Origin of the sequence: Mesorhizobium sp. CA10 (assembly GCF_020165285.1) — a bacterium.
GTDB lineage: Bacteria > Pseudomonadota > Alphaproteobacteria > Rhizobiales > Rhizobiaceae > Mesorhizobium.
Genome location: NZ_JAIUHV010000001.1, coordinates 523,200 through 541,467, shown reverse-complemented (window position 1 = coordinate 541,467; position 18,268 = coordinate 523,200). Strand labels below are relative to the sequence as shown.

The window sequence follows — 18,268 nt, the reverse complement described above, 5'->3', positions numbered from 1 at the left end:
CGCAATCGCCGGCTTCAATCGAGCCATCGGCGTTGGCCTTGTCCGAAGCCGACGGCCGTCATCGCATTCGCCGTAGCGGCGCGACCAGCCATCTCTGGCCTGCGCGATGCGTCCGGCTGAGCTTGAGGCCGGACGCTATCATATGGCTTGTCGAAAGCCAGTTGAAAAATGCGCCGGAGAGTTATTCAAGAACAGCTATTTAGGGCAAGAATAGATTCTTGCTAATATGCGTCTTGGCTAAACTATAGCTGCCGATGCGCCCTTCGTTGCTGTTCACCTCTCGAGCGCTTCCAACTCGTCGATCAGCGAACCGATCACGCCAAGGCCGATCTGCCAGAAAGCGGGATCGGTGGCGTCGAGGCCGAAGGGCGCCAGAAGCTCCGAATGATGCTTCGTGCCGCCGGCGCGCAGCATCTCGAAATACTTCTCCTGAAATCCGCGCTCGGCATTCTGGTAGACGGCGTAGAGCGAATTCACCAGGCAATCGCCGAAGGCATAGGCATAGACGTAGAACGGCGAGTGGATGAAGTGCGGGATGTAGGTCCAGAAGACCTCGTAGCCCTCGCGCAGCTTGATCGCGGGCCCCAGGCTCTCGGCCTGCACCTCCAGCCAGAATTCGCCGAGCCTGTCTGAAGTCAGCTCGCCGTTCTTGCGCTCGGCATGCACCTTGCGCTCGAACTCGTAGAAGGCGATCTGGCGCACGACGGTGTTGATCATGTCCTCGACCTTTTGGGCGAGCATGGCCTTGCGCTCGCGGCGGTCAGCGGTCTGCTCGAGCAGCGAACGGAAGGTCAGCATCTCGCCGAAGACGGAGGCGGTCTCGGCCAGCGTCAGCGGCGTCGAGGCCATCAGCGCGCCCTGTCCGGCGGCCAGCACCTGGTGCACGCCATGGCCGAGCTCATGCGCCAGCGTCATCACATCGCGCGGCTTGCCCATGTAGTTCAGCAGCACATAAGGATGCGCCGACGGCACCGTCGGATGGGCGAAGGCGCCGGGCGACTTGCCCGGCCGCACCGGCGCGTCGATCCATCTGCGATCGAAAAAGCCGCGGGCGATCTCGGCCATGTCGGGCGAGAAGCGCTGATAGGCGGAAAGCACCGTGTCCTTGGCGTCGTCCCAGCGGATCACCGCCTGCGGCGTCTCCGGCAGCGGCGCGTTGCGGTCCCAATGGTTCATCACCTCCATCCCGAGCCAGCGCGCCTTCATCGCGTAATAGCGATGCGACAGCCGCGGATACGCCTCGCGCACGGCCGCGGCCAGCGCGTCGACGACGTCGCGCTCGACGCGGTTGGCGAGGTGGCGCGAGTCGGCAATATCCTGGAATCCGCGCCAGCGGTCGGAGATTTCCTTGTCCTTGGCTAAGGTATTGGTGATGAGGGTGAAGGTGCGCAGGTTCTTGCGGAAGGTCGCCGCGAGCGCCTCGGAGGCACGGCGGCGCACCTCGCCATTGGCATCCTGCAGTCGGTTCAGCGCCGGCTCAAGCGTCAGCTCCTCGCCGTCGACGTCGAAGCGCAGGTCGGTCATCGTCTCGTCGAACAGGCGGTTCCAGGCGCCCCGCCCAGTGACCGACTTTTCGTGGAACAACTGCTCGATGCGATCCTCGAGCTGGTAGGGCTTGTCCTTCCTGAGGTCGAGCACCCAAGGCCGGTAGTGGCCGAAGTCCTTGTCGGCGGCCAAGGCGTTCTCGATCGCCGCATCGTCGATCAGGTTCAGCTCGAGCGCGAAGAACAAGAGATGGGCGCTGGCGTCCGTCATCTTTTCCTGGACGTCGCCATAGAGCTTGGCGCGCTGCGGATCGGCGGTGTTGCCGGCATAAACGAGCCCGGCATAGGAGACGATGCGGCCGATCAGTTCCTCGAGCGCCTCATAGGTTTTCAGCGCCTCGCCAAGCCGGCCGGCGCCGCCGCGCCCGGCCTCGGTGGCCAAAGTGCCCTTCCAGCGGGCTTCGAAGGCGATGGCGTCGCTGGCCGCCTTGGCGATGTCGCGCTTCAACTCGGGCGCTTCCATGCCCGAATAGAGATCGGCGAGATTCCACTCCGGCAAGTCGCCAAGCTCCGCCGCGCCCTGGCCCGACGCTGGGGCCGCAAGCCGCCGACCAAACATCATGCGCATCGACAATACCTTCTTTGAACCAAGGCCAGAATCAAAGGGAAAGGAGAAGCCGGTCAAATCCTAAGGAATTCGTTCACCGGGTTTTTTGAAACCTTATTTAGAACCCTGTGCCAAGATGATCCATGGGATTTTCTCGGGCGGACAACTCAAACAGTCATGACAGGTTCCATACTCATAGTCGATGACGATCCGGTGCAGCGCAGGCTGGTCGAGGCCGCGTTGACCAAGTTCGGCCACACCGCGATCGTCACGGATAGCGGCGCCGCCGGCCTCGAGGTGCTCGACGGGCCGAATGCGCGCGAGGTCTCGGTCGTCATTCTCGATCTCGTCATGCCCGGTCTCGACGGCATCGGCGTGCTGAAGGCGATGCGCGAGCGCGCCATCAACATTCCCGTCATCGTGCAGACCGCCCAGGGCGGCATCGAAACCGTCGTCTCGGCGATGCGGCACGGCGCCTTCGACTTCGTCGTCAAGCCGGCGTCGCCTGACAGGCTGCAGACCGCGATCTCCAACGCGCTCAAGGTGGAAGCGGTCGAGGACGAGATGAAGCGCGCTTCGCGGCGGCGCGGCGGCGGCCACCTCACCTTCAAGGATATGATCACGCGCAGCCCGGCAATGGACCGCGTGATACGCCTCGGGCAGAAGGCGGCGGCCTCCAACATCCCGATCCTGATCGAGGGCGAATCCGGCGTCGGCAAGGAGCTGGTGGCGCGGGCCATCCAGGGCAGCGGCGATCGTCGCTCGAAGCCCTTCGTCACCGTCAATTGCGGCGCTATCCCCGACAATCTGGTCGAATCGATCCTGTTCGGCCACGAGAAGGGCTCCTTCACCGGCGCAACGGACAAGCACATCGGCAAGTTCGTCGAGGCGAATTCCGGCACGCTGTTCCTCGATGAGATCGGCGACCTGCCGCTCGACGTCCAGGTCAAGCTTTTGCGCGCCGTGCAGGAAGGCGAGGTCGATCCTGTCGGCGGCCGCTCGACCGTCAAGGTCGATATAAGGCTGATCTCGGCCACGCACCGCAACCTTCTGCAGCAGGTCAAGGACGGCAAGTTCCGCGAGGACCTGTTCTACCGGCTGAACGTCTACCCGATCTTCGTGCCGCCGCTGCGCGACCGCCGCGACGACATTCCCTACCTGGTCCGGCATTTCATGGAAAAGATTGCTCCGACCGATCCGCGCCGCCGCCTTGCCGGCATATCGGCCACGGCGCTTGCGATGCTCCAGGCCTATGACTGGCCGGGCAACATCCGCCAGCTGGAGAATGCGGTGTTCAGGGCGTCGGTGCTTGCCGAGGGCGACGTGCTGACCGAGGAGGAATTCCCGCAGATCCGGGCGCAGGTGGAAGGAACGGTTAATCTCGGAGCGGAACCGGGGTCCGCCATCACCGATACGGTTGCAGGTGCGACCCTGCGTGAGGATGAGGTTGCCGACACGACGGGGCCTGGTTTGTCCGACGGCGAGGCATCAGCCAGGCCGCAGCCGCGTTTCGGAACGCTCCGTGCGCTCGATGAGCGCGGCAATGTGCGGGCGCTGGCCGACGTCGAGCTCGAGATGATCAAGCTTGCGATCGACCATTACAACGGCCAGATGAGCGAAGTCGCCCGCCGTTTGGGCATCGGCCGCTCGACGCTCTACCGCAAGTTGAAGGAATATGGCATTGATCCCGAAGCTGGTCGCGTCGACCGGCTTGCCTCATGAGGGGCAAGCCTCGAACCAGCTTGCCTGCCTAAAATCCGAGTCAAATTGTCGCTTTTGACCTGAAAACGCTTAGTTTTCAGCGGTTGGCGTTGCCGAGAATCACGCATTAACGCTAACGGTAACAGATCGTGTTCTGGGCGAGGCCGGATTCTTGATATAAACCAGCGATTTACCACGAAATGCTGTGCATCATTTTTGACGGGATATCGCCACGGTGTTACCGCATTTCGGCTTCAATAAACGATGATTAACCATTAGGATCGATATTCGGATGTGAAAACGACGCATCCGTTTGGTCAAATCCGGGGACAAACGGCAGCCTGCAAGGCCATTTGATTTGAACAAAGTCGAACGACACAACAACGGGCGGCATTTTCACATGAGCGTCTGGCCGAGGTGGCTGACGTTCCTGATTTTGGCCGTCGGTTTTCTGTCCGCGGCGACGTCGGGCGCCCGGGCCGAGGTTCGTACGCTCAAGCTTTATCACCTGCACACCCACGAGAAGGCCGAGATCGTCTACAAGCGCAATGGTCGCTACGATCCCGAAGGCCTGCGCAAGATCAACATCATCCTGCGCGACTGGCGCCGCAACGAGCCGACCAAGATGGACCCGCGGCTGCTCGACCTCGTCTGGGAAGCCTATCGCGAAAGCGGCGCGACCGACTATATCCAGGTCGTCTGCGGCTATCGCTCGCCGTCGACCAACGCGCTGTTGCGCTCGCGCAGCCGCGGCGTCGCCGAGAAGAGCCAGCACATGCTGGGCAAGGCGATGGATTTCTACATCCCCGGCGTGCCGTTGAAGAAACTGCGCAACATCGGCCTAAAGATGCAGGGCGGCGGCGTCGGCTATTACCCGACTTCCGGTTCGCCCTTCGTGCATATGGATGTCGGCAACGTGCGCCATTGGCCGGGCATCAGCCGCCAGGAACTGGTCAGCCTGTTCCCCAACGGCAAGACGCTGCATGTGCCGAGCGACGGACGCCCGCTGCCCGGCTATGAGCAAGCAGTGGCAGCGTATCAGGCCCGCAAGGGGGCCGGCACCCCGAACATCGAACTGGCCAGCGCCGGCGGCTCGACCAAGCGCTCCGGCGGCCTGCTCGCGGCCCTGTTCGGCGGCGGTGCCGACGAGGCCGACGACGCCGCCGACGAAAGTGCCCCGGCGCCCCAGCGGAAGGCCGTGAAGCAGGTTCAGGTCGCTACTGCTGCCACGGCACGCGACAGCAATCTCCCGGGCATCGCGATCGTCGCGCCGAAGGATGCCAAGCGCGCCAGCATCCCGCAGATCGCGGATGACAGCGCCGACGAGCAGCAGCAGCCGCAGCAGGATACGCCGGAGACGATCATCGCCGCCCTGCCGCCCAAGGAAATCCCGCTGCCCGACTTCGCGCCGCGTCCGAAGGTCGATGTCGGCCAGCAGACGCCGCAGAACGTGCCGTTCGCCATGGCGGATGCCTCGGCGACGACGGAGCAGGCGGTTTCGACTGCGCAGGCGCCGGTGCCGGACAAGGTTCCGTTCGCCACGGCCAGCGCCGCCGAGACCGCGAGCACCGATCCGGCCCAGCTGGCGGTCAACAACATCCCGCTGCCGACCTGGCGTCCCGACCGCTCGGCGACGCCGGCCGATCTGGCGCCGAAGGACAAGAGCGTGCTTCTGGCGCTGGCCGAAACCGCTTCGCAGGACAAGAGCGCGACCGACGCGTTCTCCGTGCTGCCGACCGCCCGGCCGCAGCCCGGCAAGCAGGACGAGGTCAAAGCCGTCCTCGAACAGGCCAATGCCACCGTCGAGGCCGATGGCGTCGGCGGCGCCGAATACCAGCTTGCGTCGCTGACCGAGCCGGAGCCGCGCTCCGCGTTCAACGATCCGTCGGGCGTCGATGCGGCCTCGCCGCGCCAGGCCATTGCCGCGCTCCCGGCCGGGAGCGACCCGGCGCAGGCAATTGGCGCCGGCGTGAAGACAACGGCCAAGGAAGCCAGGGCGTCTGCCCACGATCTGAAGCCCGGGCCCAAGGCCATGGTGGTGGCGACGCCGCCGCAAGCCGCGCGCTGGGCGCTGGGCAGCGGCGTCAACATTGCCACGGTATCCGACCCGACGACAGCGCCGCGCTATGCCTACAACATCGTGCATACGCCGCCGAGCGAAGTGTATACGGCCGGCTTCCAGGCGGATGGCGGGGTGCCGGACGCAAGCCGGTTCACCGGTAACGCGGTGAAGTTCCTCTCGGTCGCGCGCTTCCAAACGAAATAGGCGAGCCAGCGTGGCCGCTGAAAAGCCGCGTTGGCCCGCCAGCGCGGCTTTTGCCTTATGGCGGCGGACCGATTACTTCTTGAGCTTACTCGCCTCACGCGCCAGCGCCTCGATCTCGTCCCACTTGCCGGCCTTGATGAGATCGTCGGGCGCGACCCAGGAACCGCCGACGCAGATGACGTTGGGCAGGCTCAGATAGTCGGCGGCATTCTTGGCCGTGATGCCGCCGGTCGGGCAGAATTTCACGTCGGCGAGCGGCGAGGCGAAAGCCTTCAGCGAAGCGATGCCGCCGGACTGCTCGGCCGGGAAGAATTTCAGGAAGCGCAGGCCGGCTTCGCGCGCGGCCATGATCTCGCCGGGCGTGATGGCGCCGGGCAGCAGCGGCACGGAGCTGTCCTTGGCCGCGTCGAGAAGCTGGCTGGTGATGCCGGGGCTGACGATGAATTTCGAACCGGCGCGGGCTGCTTCGTCGAACTGCTTCGCGTCTAGAATGGTGCCGGCGCCGACGATCGCCTCCTCGACCTCGGCGGCGGCGCGGCGGATCGCTTCCAGCGCATCGGCGGTGCGCAAGGTGATCTCGATGGCCCGCAAACCGCCGCGCGAAAGCGCGCGGGCGAGCGGCACGGCATCTGCCACATTGGCGATCTTGAGCACCGGGATGATCGGCTGACCATTGAGGAGCGACAGGAGCTTTTCGGTCTTGCTGGTCATGTGCTGGTCTCCATCTCGATCGTTTTAAACCGATTAGCAGAAGGGATATGCCAAGTCCACGAAGCCCGGCGTGTCGTGATGCCGCGTGGCCAGCTGAGTATCGGTCGCCTTGAAACGGCTTTCAGCACGGTCTAGTGGCATGAGCATGACAACTGCTATGGAGATTCAGCCAGTCCGCGTCGCCGCGCTCTACAAATTCGCGCGGCTCGACGGATACGAGGCCCTTCGCGCGCCGCTTGCCGCATTCTGCTGCGGCCGCGGCATCAAGGGCACGCTGCTTCTGGCGCATGAAGGCATCAACGGCACCGTTGCCGGCAGCGAGGACGCGATTGCCGCGCTGATCGACCATCTGCAAGCCATCGAAGGCCTTGCCGGTCTCGAAGTCAAATACAGCGCCGCCGCCGAAATGCCGTTCCATCGCATGAAGGTGCGGCTGAAGCGCGAGATCGTCACCATGGGCGTCGAGGACATCGATCCGGCGGCGAGCGCCGGCACCTATGTCGCGCCGGCCGACTGGAACGCGCTGATATCGGATGCCGACACGCTCGTCATCGACACGCGCAACGCCTACGAAGTCTCGCTCGGCACTTTCCGGGGCGCGGTCGATCCCAAGACCACCAGCTTCCGCGAGTTCCCCGCCTGGGTCGAGCAGCATCGTGGAGAGCTCGAAGGTCGCAAGGTGGCGATGTTCTGCACCGGCGGCATTCGCTGCGAGAAGGCGACGGCCTATGTGAAGTCGCTCGGCCTCAAAAACGTCTTCCATCTCAAGGGGGGCATCCTGAAATATCTGGAGGACGTGCCGGCCGAAGAGAGCCTCTGGCAAGGCGAATGTTTCGTGTTCGACGAGCGGGTCTCCGTCTCGCATGGTCTGGTCGAGGGGGAGGCGGAGCTCTGCCGGGCTTGCCGGCATCCGCTGACGGTCGCGGACCGGCTGTCGCCGAGATACGCAATCGGCGTCTCATGCCCGCATTGCTTTGAAGCGCGGTCCGACGAGGATCGCGAGCGCTATGCCGAACGCCACCGCCAGGTCGAGCTGGCGCAGGCGCGCGGCGGCAAGCGCCATATCGGCAATTAGAGCGGCCAGCTCTGCGAGCGAAAAGCTGCCCCGTCATTGTAATGTCGATGCACGGGGCCTACCTCTTGCCGGTCCGAAACCCTGCCCGGGCGCGTTCGGCCGGGCCCATTCTGGAGGCATTGATGCTCGATCCCAAGAAGCTGCTCGACGACCTTCTCGGCTCGCAAATCCCCGGGACCGGCTCGACTGTCCGCGACAAGGCGGGGCAGGCGGTGCAGATGGCAAAGGACAATCCGCTCGCCGCCGGCGCGCTGGCAGCCGTGCTGCTCGGCACTGGCACTGGCCGGCAGGTGACGGGCGCGGCCGTCAAGCTCGGCGGTCTGGCTGCGATCGGAGGCCTCGCCTACAAGGCTTATCAGAACTACAAGGCCGGCAAGGAGCCGGCGCAGGCACCGGCCGGCAGCGAGCCAGAGCTGCTGCCGCCGCCGGCCGACACAGCCTTCCACCCCTCGCAGGCGCCGCAGGGCGAGGCCGAGTTCACGCTGACGCTGGTCAGGGCAATGATCTCGGCGGCGAAGGCAGACGGCCATGTCGACGATGACGAGCGCAAGAAGATCGCCAATAAGCTCAAGCTCGCGGGCATCGGCGCCGAAGCGGAAAAATTCCTGCTTGCCGAACTCGAAAGCCCGCTCGATCTCGACGCGCTGGTCGCCGGCGCCAAGACCGACGCGCAGAAGCTCGAACTCTACACCGCCTCGCGGCTCACCATCGATCCCGACACGCGCACCGAGCGCGGTTATCTCGACCTGCTCGCCGGCCGCCTCGGCCTGCCGGACGCCCTGGTCGATCATGTCGGGGCTACGGTTTCGGCGGCCAAGGTGCCGGCGGGAACGGCGCCCAATTCACCGTGGTGATTCGGCGTGGTAAACGTCCTTCGGGGACGCCTTGCCGGTCGTTAATCTTCCGTTAACCCAGCAAGCGCATCATTCTAATCAGTCGGACCGGCTTTTCCTCCTCCCAAGCGCGGTTCAGATCGGGGCGGTCGCCAATGGCCGCCCTTTTTGTTGGCCTTTTCTTTATTGCCAACAGCGGCTTGCCATGACCCCATGCATTTGCGATGCCACGTCTTTCCATCCATGACCGGAGGACGGCGATGACAGCCATAGCAGAGAAGACCGCCATCGTTACCGGCGCCGGCACCGGCATCGGCAAGAGCGTCGCGACGGCGCTGCTCAAGGCAGGCTGGAACACGGTGTTCTGCGGCCGCCGCAAGACGCTGCTGGATGAGGCGATCGCAGAGGCGGGGAAGACGCAGGCCAAGGCATTGGCCATCGCCTGCGACATCAGCAAGGCCGAGGAAGTCGACGACATGTTCGAGACCGTGCTCGAAGGCTTCGGCCGCGTCGACCTGCTCTTCAACAATGCCGGCATGGGCTACAAGTCGACGCTGATTGATGAGATTCCGGTCGAGGTCTGGAACGACGTCGTCGGCGTCAACCTGACGGGATCATTCCTGTGCGCTCGCGCAGCCTTCGGCGCTATGCGCCGGCAGAAGCCGATGGGCGGCCGCATCATCAACAACGGCTCGGTGTCGGCCTATGCACCGCGCCCGGGCTCAGCGCCCTATACGGCGACCAAGCACGCGATCACCGGGCTCACCAAGACGCTGGCGCTCGACGGTCGGCCCTTCGACATCGCCTGCGGCCAGATTGACATCGGCAATGCGCTGACCGAGATGGCGCAGCCGATGACGGTGGGCGTGCCGCAGGCCAACGGCTCGATCGCCGCCGAGGCGGTGATGGATGTGCAGCGCGTCGCCGACGCGGTGCTGCATATGGCCAGCCTGCCGCTCGACGCCAATGTGCTGTTCATGACGGTAATGGCGACGAAGATGCCATTCGTCGGGCGCGGATGAGCGCTTGATCGATCACTTGTTCAGGAACGCCTCGATCCGCTCCAGCGCGCGCAGGATGTTCTCCTCCGAATTGGCATAGGAAAGCCGGATATAGCCTTCGCCGAGAACGCCGAAATCGGGGCCGCCGATCAAAGCGACGCCGGCATCCTCGAGCAGCGCCGAGGCGAGCTTCTTCGCCTTCCAGCCAGTCTTCGAGACATTGGGGAAGGCATAGAAGGCGCCCTTCGGCGTGATGCAGGAAATGCCCGGGAGCGCGTTCAGCCCTTCGACCACGATCTTCCTGCGGTTGTCGAAGGCGCGCATCATCTTCTCGACATCGTCCTGCGGACCGTCGATCGCGGCGATGCCGGCGAACTGGCTCGGCGCGTTGACGCAGGACCAGCAGTTCACCGCCAGCTTGCGAACCTTGTCGTAGAGATGCGCGCCCTTGTCGCCGTTCGGCCAGATCGACCAGCCCATGCGCCAGCCGGTCATCGCCCAGGTCTTCGACCAGCCGTTGAGCACGATCAGCCGGTCGCGGATCTCGGGGAAATTGAGTAGCGAGCAGTGGGTCTCGCCGTCATAGGTCATGACGTCGTAGATCTCGTCCGACATGATGGCGACCTCAGGGTGCTTCTCCAGGCCCTTGACCAGCTTCTCGATCTCGGTCCGCGGGGTAACGCCGCCGGTCGGATTAGCGGGCGAGTTGAGGATCAGCAGCCTGGTCCTGGGCGTGATCAGCGCCAGCGTCTCGTCGGCCGAGAAGGCAAAGCCGTTTTCCTCGCGGATCGGAACCGGCACCGGAGTGGCGCCGGTAAACTCGATCATCGAGCGGTAGATCGGAAAGCCGGGATCGGGGTAGAGGATCTCGGTGCCGGCCTCGCCGAACATCAGGATCGCGGCGAACATGGTCGGCTTGCCGCCGGGCAGGATCATCACATTCTCGGGCGACACCTCGACGCCGGTGGTGGTCAGCGTGCGGCGCACGACGGCCTCGCGGGTGGCCAAGAGGCCGTTTGCCGGCGTGTAGCCATGGTGGCCGTCGCGCAGCGCCTTGATCGCCGCCTCGACGATGTGCTGCGGCGTCTTGAAGTCGGGCTGGCCGATGCCGAGGTTGACGATGTCGCGACCCTGATGGGCAAGCGCGGTGGCCCTCGCCAGCACCGCGAAGGCATTTTCCTCGCCGAGACGGTCGAAGGCCGCGATCGTGTGGAGCATTTTTCCCGTCCCTGTGGTTCTTTCTGTGGGCGAGCGTTTTTGTGACCGTCCGCTGGCAAAAGTCAAACGGATTGGAGCGGTCGTGTCGGAAGATCTGAAGAATTGGCAGCCGCGCCCGCGGCCGGAACGCAAGCCGATCGAGGGACGCACGGTCAGGCTCGAGCCGCTGAGCGCGGCAAGGCATGGCGATGGTCTTTACGAAGCGTCGTCGGTGCCCGACGCCGGCGGACGTTTCGCCTGGCTGCCGGACTATCCGCCGGAGACCCGCGCGGCCTTCCAGCCTTGGCTGGACAAGGCCGAAGCGAGCGAGGACCCGCTGTTCTTCACCGTCATCGACAAGGCGAGCGGCAAGATCGCGGGTCGTCAGACGCTGATGCGCATCGACGCCGCCAACGGCGTCGGCGAGATCGGCAACATCTATTGGGGTCCGCTGATCTCGCGCAAGCCGGCCGCGACCGAGGCGCAGTTCCTGTTTGCGAAATATCTCTTCGACGATCTCGGCTACCGCCGTTACGAGTGGAAGTGCAACAACCGCAACGAGCCCTCGAAGCGCGCCGCCGAGCGCTTCGGCTTCAGGTTCGAAGGCATCTTCCGGCAACACCTTGTGGTCAAGGGTGAAAACCGCGACACGGCGTGGTATTCGATCATCGACAAGGAATGGCCGGCCTTGCGCAAAGCCTATGAGGGCTGGCTCGATCCGGCGAATTTCAACGGCGAAGGCGGCCAGAGGCGGCGGCTTGAGGATTTCCGCGCTGATTTCGGCGCGTGACAGGAGTTCAGCGATGGCGCATGACCACGCTTCGCATGATCACGGCCCGGCCGGTGCCGGCCATGTGCATGGCTCGACCGACAAGAAACGGGTGCTGATCGCGACCTGCCTGACCGCGGGCTTCATGGTCGCCGAGGCGCTTGGCGGCTGGCTGACCGGGTCGCTGGCGCTGGTCGCCGATGCCGGGCACATGCTGGCGGACGCCATCGCGCTCGGTCTTGCCTGGTATGCCTTCCACCTGACAGGCCGTCCGGCCACCGGCCGCCTCACCTATGGCTTCGCCCGGGTGAAGACGCTCGTCGCCTACACCAACGGCATCGCCATCTTCGTCATAGCGCTCTGGATCGTCTATGAGGCCTGGGGGCGGCTGATGAACCCGGCGCCGGTGCTCGGCGGGCCGATGCTGGTGGTGGCGGTGGCAGGCCTTCTGGTCAACATCGCTTCCTTCTTCGTGCTGCATGGCGGCGATCGGGAAAGCCTCAACATGCGCGGCGCCATCCTGCATGTGCTGGGCGACCTGCTTGGCTCGGCCGCGGCAATCGCGGCAGCCCTCATCATCCTGGCAACCGGCTGGACGCCCATCGATCCGATCCTGTCGGTGCTGGTGTCGCTGCTCATTCTCTCGACGGCATGGTCGCTGATGCGCCAGGCGGCCCACGTCCTGCTCGAAGGCGTGCCGGCCAGCCTCGATCGCGACCTGATCGCCAAGGACATCGAAGGCGCTGTCAAGGGCGTGCGCGAGGTGCACCATATGCATGTCTGGTCTCTCGACGGGACCTCCAACATGGCGACGCTGCATGCTTGCCTGAATGACGGCGTCGATGCGCATGTGGCGGTGAGCGCCATCAAGAAACGGCTTGCGGCCGAGCATGGCATCGAGCATGCCACTGTCGAACCCGAATTCGGCCAATGCGCGGACAGCCATGACGAGCACGACCACCATCATGATCACGACCATGCGCATGATGCGCCGCGCGATCGCCGGCACTATCACTGATCGCGGCGTGATGATGAACCCGAACAGCCTCGAACTGAAGAACGCCAGCTGATGGATCGTGACACAAAGAACGCGGCGACCGCTGCGGCCGTGATACTGCTCGTGTTCGGTCTCGCGGCCTATTTCCTGCCGGCCATCATGCTGGCCGCGGGCAAGGTGTCGACGGTGCTCGCGGCCGTCATCGCCGCGATCTTCATGGTCGGTCTGTTCGTCGTCCTGTGGCTGCGCGGACGCAGCCAGCGCAAGAAAGGTCTCTGAAGATGAGAATACTGATCACGGGCGCGGCCGGCATGGTCGGCCGCAAGCTTATCGCGCGGCTCGCCAAGGACGGCGCCTTGCGCGGGCGAAAGATCACGGCGCTCGACCTGCATGACATCGTGGCGTCGCAGGCGCCGGCGCTCGCCGGCGTCGATGTCTCGATCCATACCGGCGATCTTTCCGCGCCCGGCGCCATGTCCGCTCTCGTGGCTCCGCGCCCGGATGTGATCTTCCATCTGGCGGGCATCGTCTCGGGCGAGGCAGAGGCTAATTTCGACCTCGGCTATCGCGTCAATCTCGACGGCACGCGCACCCTGTTTGACGCCGTGCGGCTGGCGGCGTTCGCGCCGCGCCTCGTCTTCACCTCGTCGATCGCCGTGTTCGGCGCGCCGTTTCCGGACGTCATCCCGGACGAATTCCATCCGACGCCGCTCACCTCCTACGGCACGCAGAAGCAGATGAGCGAAGCGCTGCTCGCCGACTATACGCGGCGCGGCTTCTTCGACGGCATCGGCATCCGGCTGCCGACGATCTGCGTCCGCCCCGGCAAGCCGAACAAGGCGGCGTCGAGCTTCTTCTCAGGCATCATCCGCGAGCCGCTCGCCGGGCAGGAGGCGATCCTGCCGGTGCCGCGTTCGGTGCTGCATACTCATGCTAGCCCGCGTTCGGCGGTGAATTTCCTCGTCCACGCGGCCGAGATCGACGGCGACAAGGTTGGTCCGCGCCGCAATCTCACAATGCCGGGCGTCGCCGTCACGGTCGGCGAGCAGATCGAGGCGCTGGAACGCATCGCCGGCGCCGAGGTCGCGAAACGGATCCGCGAGCAGCCCGACGAGACCGTCTGGGCGATCGTCAAAGGCTGGCCGACGCGGTTCGAAGCCAGGCGGGCGAGGGAATTGGGATTTGCCGCCGAAAGCAGCTTTGGCGAGATCATCCGCGCGCATATCGAGGATGAGCTTGGCGGGAAGATCGCCTGACGTCTATCGATGCCAAGTGATGCCGGCCTGACCCGAAGCTCAATACAGCTTTGGGCACTGCCTGGTCAGGCGCCGCCCGACAGGCCGGCCGACAGAAGCAGCAGGCCGACCAGGAAGATGAAGGCGGCGCCGCCGATCTCGACGATCGAGTGGATGCGGTTGCCGATGCGTCCATCGCCGGCGAAATAGACCGCCCAATTTTTGGCCAGCACCGCGATCGTCGCCAGCGCCGAGACGGTGATCGCGGTGCCGATCGACATCGCCAGCACCGACAGCAGCCCTCCTACCCACAGTCCGTTGAGCAGCGCGAAGCTCAGCACGATCAGCGCGCCGGAGCAGGGGCGGATGCCGACGGCGGCCACCGCCGACCAGGCGGTCTTCCAATCGAAGCGGTCACCCGACAGCATTGCCGGATCCGGGGCATGCGAATGGCCACAGGTCTCGCAGACTTCTCCCGGGCCATGATCGTGGTGGTCGTGATCAATGTGATCGTGACCGTGCGAATGATCATGATCGTCATGCACGTGCAGTGCATGCGCATGAGCGTGCGAATGCCCTGCGTGCCCGCCATGCGAATGACCGGCATGAGCGGCCGACAGGCTGTAGGCAGGCGTCCTGCCGAACAGGCGCAGGATCGACGGACCGAGCTTGCGCCACAAAAGCCAGGCGCCGAACAGCGTCACCAGCACGTAGCTCGAGATTTCGAGGAGCCAGGCCGCGTCGGTCATCGAGATCGCGGTGCCGCGCAGCACGAAATAGGCAAGCATCATCACGACCACCGCCGTCAGGCCCTGCAACATCGCCGAGACGAAGGAGAGCATGATGCCGCGTCTCAACGCCACTTCGTTGGCGACCATATAGGAGGAGATCACCGCCTTGCCGTGGCCGGGGCCGGCGGCGTGGAAGATGCCATAGGCGAAGGACAAGCCGATCAGCAGCCAAAGCTTGCTGCCGTCCTGGCGCATCGCCTTCATGGCGGCCGCCAGCGAATGGTAGAACTCCTGCTGACGCAGATTGATCCACATCAGGATATGGGCGAACGGACCGGTGGTGGTGGGCGCCATGCCGTCATTGGTGCCGATGCCGAGCGAGCTTTGCGCATGCGCCGCGACAGGCAGATGGGTCACAATCAAGGCAGCGGCCAAGAGCCCGAGGGCCAAGCGGATATTCGTGGGATGCCCCACGAATATCCGCTTGGATTCCCTTGTTTGTCGCAGGTTCCGATCGCAAAACCGTGAAACACTTTTGCGGAACCTGCTTGCGCGCAGCGACGGTTTCATCACCAAATCATCCTTCCGGCGGGCAGTTCAACTCGAGCTTGGTGGCGAAAATCTTGCTCATGTTGGTGCCTGTCGGATCGTTGAAGAACGCCTCCGTCAGGGTCTTCTGGTTTTCCTTGATCGCCTCGTCAGGATCGGGCCGGATGACCTTTTTGGTGCAGGTCGATGGCAGGCCTTCGACGGCAAGGTTCGCGTCGTCGGTGAAGTCGATCGCCGTATAGAAGGTCGGATCGTAGACGCCGATGTCGACCTTGCCGGCGAGCTTGATCGGCGTCTTCGGCTGCGACTCGAACAGGATGATCAGCTGGTCGTTGTCGAAGTTCGCCATCAGATGCGGCGGCGGCACCATCGGCACGTCCTTGCCGTCCTGGGTGACGAGCTGGAAGTAATTGAACTCGGCAAGCGAGGAATGGACGGTGTCGGCCACTTCCTTGAGCTCTTTGTCGTCAAGTTTCAGATCGGAGTTCTTGTCGAACTCCATCATCACCGTACTCGAAAAAAGGTCGTCGAAGCGCCAAAGGTGGCGCAGCGCCGTCACACTTTGGTGATCCTGGCTGAGGATCACGTCGAGGCGAGCCTCGGCGAAGACATGCGGGTGCACCTCGGCCTGCTCGACCGAGGCGAACGTGGCCGCGAGGGCCGAAGCCAGCATGGTTGCTTGCCGTTTCAGATGCATTCCGGGCCGCGATTCCATCGACTTCGGGAGTGAGGGCCCGAGAGTTAACATAAAGGGGGCGAAATTGGGACGCGGGTTATCACGCTGTGTCGCGCGTCTTGAACCACTGCACCAGGAAATCGACGAGGACCCTTACCTTGGCCGGCAGATAGCGGCGATGCGGGTAGACGGCGAAGATGCCGGTGCCCGCCAGGAGACGATCGTCGAGCGCGGTGACCAGCTTGCCGGACGCGACGTCGGGGGCGGCGACGAAATCCGGCAGCATGGCGTAGCCCAGGCCGGAGAGCGCGGCGGCTCTTGCCACGATCGGGCTGTTGACCTCGATCGGGCCCGAAACGGCGACGCTGATGGAGTCCTCGGCATCGCCCTTGAAGCGCCAGTTGGCCAGCGAGCGGCCGTTGGTGTCGACGATGCAGGGCATGTTGGCGAGATCCTGCGGACGTGTCGGCTTGCCGTGCCTGGCGATCAGCTCCGGCGACGCGCAAAGCCTGACCGAGAACGGCGCCAGCCGCCTGGCGATCAGCGAGGAGTTCTCCAGCCGCGAGATGCGCACGGCAAGGTCGAAGCCTTCCTCGACAAGATCGACGAAGCGGTCGTCGAGATGGATGTCGAGCACGATGTCGGGGTGCTGCCTGGCGAAGTCGACCAGTGACTGGCCGATCGGCGCATCGGCGAAGGTGCGGGCGGCCGACAGCTTGATCCTGCCGCGAACGTCGCCGGAAGACTCGCGCACAGCCTCGGCGAGGCTGTCGACCTCGCGCACGATCTCGGAGGCGCGCTGATAATAGGTGTGGCCGGCTTCGGTCAGCGAGAACTGGCGCGTGGTGCGGTTGAGCAGCAGCGCGCCGAGCTCGTCCTCCAGCTCGCGCACATATTTCGACAAAAGCGCCTTGGAGCGGCCGATCTTGCGCGCCGCGGCCGAAAAGCCTTCCGCCTCGACCACGTCGATGAAGGCGCGCATGCGCGTCAATGTATCCATGGTCAGACCTTTCGTGCCGCGTCGAGAATCCTGCGGCCGAGCCGTATCAGGGCAACGTCGCTGCCGAAAGGGCCAAGCAGCGAAAGGCCGAAGGGCGCGCCGTCGACGGAGCCGATCGGCAAGGTGATCTGCGGAAAGCCCGAGAGACCGGAAAGGCACAAGAGATGCAGCGCCCTTTCGCGATAGGCCTGGAACTGTTCGGGCGTGCTTGAAGCGAGTGGCGCCGCGCCGGGAACCGTGGGCAGCACCAGAAAGCCGTTGTTGCCGAGCAGCGCCTCGAATTCGGCCCGGAACGCCAGGCGGCGCGCGGCTTCGCTGGCGACAGTTTTAGCGTCGATGGTGCGGCCGAAGCCGAAACGCTCCTCGACGCCCGGGCTGAGCCGGCCGCCGGCCGCGATCCAGGGGCCATGCTCGCGCCAGGCCTCGAAGGCCTGCAAGCGGCGGAAGCACCAGTAAAGCTCGTCCGGGAAAGAGGCGAAGGCGTATTCGGTCTCTACCGGCTGCCCGATGACGCCGGCCGCCAGCGCCTTCATGCGCGCATATTCGGCGGCTTCGGCCGGACCGATGACGAAGGCATCAAGCCAGCGGATCGACAGCGGCCGGTTGAGCGGATGCTGGTGCGGGTCGCGGCCAAACAGCAGCTTGCCGACCGCCTCATAGGTTTCGATGTCGTCGGCGAACCAGCCGAAAGTGTCGAAGCTCGATGCCAGCTTCATCGCGCCGTCGAGCGGGATACGGCCATGGCTGGTGCGCAGTCCGATCAGGCCGCAGAAGCTCGCCGGCGCGCGGATCGAGCCGCCGGTGTCGGAGCCGGTGGCAATGTTCGCCAGCCCGCCGGCAACAGCGGCCGCCGAGCCGGAGGAGGAGCCGCCGGTGACGCGCTCGGGCGCGGCGGGATTGATCGGGTAGGGGAAATGCGCGTTCTGGCCGAACAGCGAGAAGGCCAGCTCGTCGGTCTGGGTCTTGCCGACGAATCGCGCGCCGGCGTCGAGGATCGTCTGCACCGCTTGCGCCGTGCGCGAGGCAGCGTGCGCCTCCTCGAATTTTTGCGGATTGCCGCAGCCGGTGCGGTAGCCGGCGACGTCATAGATGTCCTTGACGGCCAGGCGAAGGCCTGCGAGCGGGCCCAATTCCGCATTCGCCACAGGCATTTGGCGCAGATCGAGGAAGGCGTTCAGCGGTCCTTGAGTTCCTGGCATCGTTCGATTTCCGGATACGGTGCGACCAACATTGTTCGATGCCAGAAATTTTACAACCTGGGCTTACGATTTTTATTGATTGTGAAACCCTTCGCTCTTATATCGCGCTTGCCCAAAGTCGCACGTGCCTGTGGGTGTCCGCCGATCCTCGAATGGTGAGGGCAATCGGTAAGGTAACTGGAGCCAACCCCTCCAGTCGGTCAGTGGCCAACCACAAGACCGAGGACACCTTGAAGC

Annotated in this window: 16 protein-coding genes; 9 read left to right on the top strand and 7 right to left on the bottom strand. The window is 64.6% G+C overall.

Annotation, left to right across the window (positions count from 1 at the left end; translation table 11 throughout):
• Window positions 1-273: 273 nt before the first annotated feature.
• Window positions 274-2,112, bottom strand: a complete 1,839-nt coding sequence (locus tag LB535_RS02565) for a M3 family oligoendopeptidase (protein ID WP_224631043.1) — start codon at window positions 2,110-2,112, stop codon at window positions 274-276.
• Window positions 2,113-2,268: 156 nt separating this feature from the next.
• On the opposite strand from LB535_RS02565, the gene LB535_RS02560 reads away from it, so the two are divergent.
• Both LB535_RS02560 and LB535_RS02555 read left to right on the top strand, forming a co-directional pair.
• Window positions 2,269-3,813, top strand: coding sequence for a sigma-54-dependent transcriptional regulator (locus LB535_RS02560; RefSeq protein WP_224631042.1), 1,545 nt, complete (start codon window positions 2,269-2,271; stop codon window positions 3,811-3,813).
• Between the two features lie 379 nt (window positions 3,814-4,192).
• Window positions 4,193-6,058: a DUF882 domain-containing protein gene (locus tag LB535_RS02555; protein WP_224631041.1), complete on the top strand. Its 1,866-nt coding sequence runs from the start codon at window positions 4,193-4,195 to the stop codon at window positions 6,056-6,058.
• 72 nt (window positions 6,059-6,130) lie between these two features.
• Here LB535_RS02555 and LB535_RS02550 read toward each other — a convergent pair whose 3' ends face one another.
• Window positions 6,131-6,769 carry a 2-dehydro-3-deoxy-phosphogluconate aldolase gene (locus LB535_RS02550; RefSeq protein ID WP_224631040.1) on the bottom strand — a complete coding sequence of 213 codons (639 nt, stop codon included), beginning with the start codon at window positions 6,767-6,769 and terminating at the stop codon, window positions 6,131-6,133.
• Window positions 6,770-6,926: 157 nt separating this feature from the next.
• Between LB535_RS02550 and LB535_RS02545 the strand changes: the two genes are divergently transcribed.
• From LB535_RS02545 to LB535_RS02535, 3 genes are all read left to right on the top strand, one after another.
• Window positions 6,927-7,844 carry a rhodanese-related sulfurtransferase gene (locus tag LB535_RS02545; protein ID WP_224631039.1) on the top strand — a complete coding sequence of 306 codons (918 nt, stop codon included), beginning with the start codon at window positions 6,927-6,929 and terminating at the stop codon, window positions 7,842-7,844.
• A 122-nt stretch (window positions 7,845-7,966) separates the two neighbouring features.
• Window positions 7,967-8,698, top strand: a complete 732-nt coding sequence (locus tag LB535_RS02540) for a tellurite resistance TerB family protein (protein ID WP_224631038.1) — start codon at window positions 7,967-7,969, stop codon at window positions 8,696-8,698.
• A gap of 239 nt (window positions 8,699-8,937) precedes the next feature.
• On the top strand, window positions 8,938-9,699 hold the full coding sequence (locus LB535_RS02535) for an SDR family oxidoreductase (protein ID WP_224543380.1): 762 nt from the start codon (window positions 8,938-8,940) through the stop codon (window positions 9,697-9,699).
• A gap of 12 nt (window positions 9,700-9,711) precedes the next feature.
• Here LB535_RS02535 and LB535_RS02530 read toward each other — a convergent pair whose 3' ends face one another.
• A complete protein-coding gene (locus LB535_RS02530) occupies window positions 9,712-10,896 on the bottom strand; it encodes a pyridoxal phosphate-dependent aminotransferase (RefSeq protein ID WP_224631037.1) in 1,185 nt (394 codons plus the stop codon).
• Window positions 10,897-10,978: 82 nt separating this feature from the next.
• On the opposite strand from LB535_RS02530, the gene LB535_RS02525 reads away from it, so the two are divergent.
• Genes LB535_RS02525 through denD form a run of 4 tightly spaced genes read left to right on the top strand, consistent with a single transcriptional unit; the run spans window position 10,979 to window position 13,897 of the window.
• Entirely contained in the window at window positions 10,979-11,665 is a 687-nt protein-coding gene (locus tag LB535_RS02525) for a GNAT family N-acetyltransferase (protein ID WP_224631036.1), read from the top strand.
• Between the two features lie 13 nt (window positions 11,666-11,678).
• Entirely contained in the window at window positions 11,679-12,662 is a 984-nt protein-coding gene (locus LB535_RS02520) for a cation diffusion facilitator family transporter (RefSeq protein ID WP_224524246.1), read from the top strand.
• Between the two features lie 51 nt (window positions 12,663-12,713).
• Complete coding sequence (locus LB535_RS02515; protein ID WP_224524247.1) at window positions 12,714-12,920, top strand: hypothetical protein; 207 nt, start codon at window positions 12,714-12,716, stop codon at window positions 12,918-12,920.
• A gap of 2 nt (window positions 12,921-12,922) precedes the next feature.
• Complete coding sequence (denD, locus tag LB535_RS02510; RefSeq protein ID WP_224631035.1) at window positions 12,923-13,897, top strand: D-erythronate dehydrogenase; 975 nt, start codon at window positions 12,923-12,925, stop codon at window positions 13,895-13,897.
• A gap of 65 nt (window positions 13,898-13,962) precedes the next feature.
• On the opposite strand, the gene LB535_RS02505 is transcribed toward denD, so the two are convergent.
• From LB535_RS02505 to LB535_RS02490, 4 genes are all read right to left on the bottom strand, one after another.
• Window positions 13,963-15,030: a nickel/cobalt transporter gene (locus LB535_RS02505; protein WP_263490511.1), complete on the bottom strand. Its 1,068-nt coding sequence runs from the start codon at window positions 15,028-15,030 to the stop codon at window positions 13,963-13,965.
• A gap of 154 nt (window positions 15,031-15,184) precedes the next feature.
• The gene (locus LB535_RS02500; RefSeq protein WP_140842096.1) at window positions 15,185-15,853 is read right to left on the bottom strand and encodes a DUF1007 family protein; all 669 of its coding nucleotides are present in this window, start codon (window positions 15,851-15,853) and stop codon (window positions 15,185-15,187) included.
• A gap of 79 nt (window positions 15,854-15,932) precedes the next feature.
• The gene (locus LB535_RS02495; protein ID WP_224543365.1) at window positions 15,933-16,832 is read right to left on the bottom strand and encodes a LysR family transcriptional regulator; all 900 of its coding nucleotides are present in this window, start codon (window positions 16,830-16,832) and stop codon (window positions 15,933-15,935) included.
• A gap of 2 nt (window positions 16,833-16,834) precedes the next feature.
• Window positions 16,835-18,031 carry an amidase gene (locus LB535_RS02490; protein WP_224631033.1) on the bottom strand — a complete coding sequence of 399 codons (1,197 nt, stop codon included), beginning with the start codon at window positions 18,029-18,031 and terminating at the stop codon, window positions 16,835-16,837.
• Window positions 18,032-18,268: the final 237 nt, after the last annotated feature.

Bases quoted from the DNA above. Each gene is read 5' to 3' on its own strand.
- LB535_RS02565 (WP_224631043.1), bottom strand. From the start codon at position 2,112: ATGCGCATGATGTTTGGTCGGCGGCTTGCGGCCCCAGCGTCGGGCCAG.
- LB535_RS02560 (WP_224631042.1), top strand. From the start codon at position 2,269: ATGACAGGTTCCATACTCATAGTCGATGACGATCCGGTGCAGCGCAGG.
- LB535_RS02555 (WP_224631041.1), top strand. From the start codon at position 4,193: ATGAGCGTCTGGCCGAGGTGGCTGACGTTCCTGATTTTGGCCGTCGGT.
- LB535_RS02550 (WP_224631040.1), bottom strand. From the start codon at position 6,769: ATGACCAGCAAGACCGAAAAGCTCCTGTCGCTCCTCAATGGTCAGCCG.
- LB535_RS02545 (WP_224631039.1), top strand. From the start codon at position 6,927: ATGGAGATTCAGCCAGTCCGCGTCGCCGCGCTCTACAAATTCGCGCGG.
- LB535_RS02540 (WP_224631038.1), top strand. From the start codon at position 7,967: ATGCTCGATCCCAAGAAGCTGCTCGACGACCTTCTCGGCTCGCAAATC.
- LB535_RS02535 (WP_224543380.1), top strand. From the start codon at position 8,938: ATGACAGCCATAGCAGAGAAGACCGCCATCGTTACCGGCGCCGGCACC.
- LB535_RS02530 (WP_224631037.1), bottom strand. From the start codon at position 10,896: ATGCTCCACACGATCGCGGCCTTCGACCGTCTCGGCGAGGAAAATGCC.
- LB535_RS02520 (WP_224524246.1), top strand. From the start codon at position 11,679: ATGGCGCATGACCACGCTTCGCATGATCACGGCCCGGCCGGTGCCGGC.
- LB535_RS02515 (WP_224524247.1), top strand. From the start codon at position 12,714: ATGGATCGTGACACAAAGAACGCGGCGACCGCTGCGGCCGTGATACTG.
- denD (WP_224631035.1), top strand. From the start codon at position 12,923: ATGAGAATACTGATCACGGGCGCGGCCGGCATGGTCGGCCGCAAGCTT.
- LB535_RS02500 (WP_140842096.1), bottom strand. From the start codon at position 15,853: ATGCATCTGAAACGGCAAGCAACCATGCTGGCTTCGGCCCTCGCGGCC.
- LB535_RS02495 (WP_224543365.1), bottom strand. From the start codon at position 16,832: ATGGATACATTGACGCGCATGCGCGCCTTCATCGACGTGGTCGAGGCG.
- LB535_RS02490 (WP_224631033.1), bottom strand. From the start codon at position 18,031: ATGCCAGGAACTCAAGGACCGCTGAACGCCTTCCTCGATCTGCGCCAA.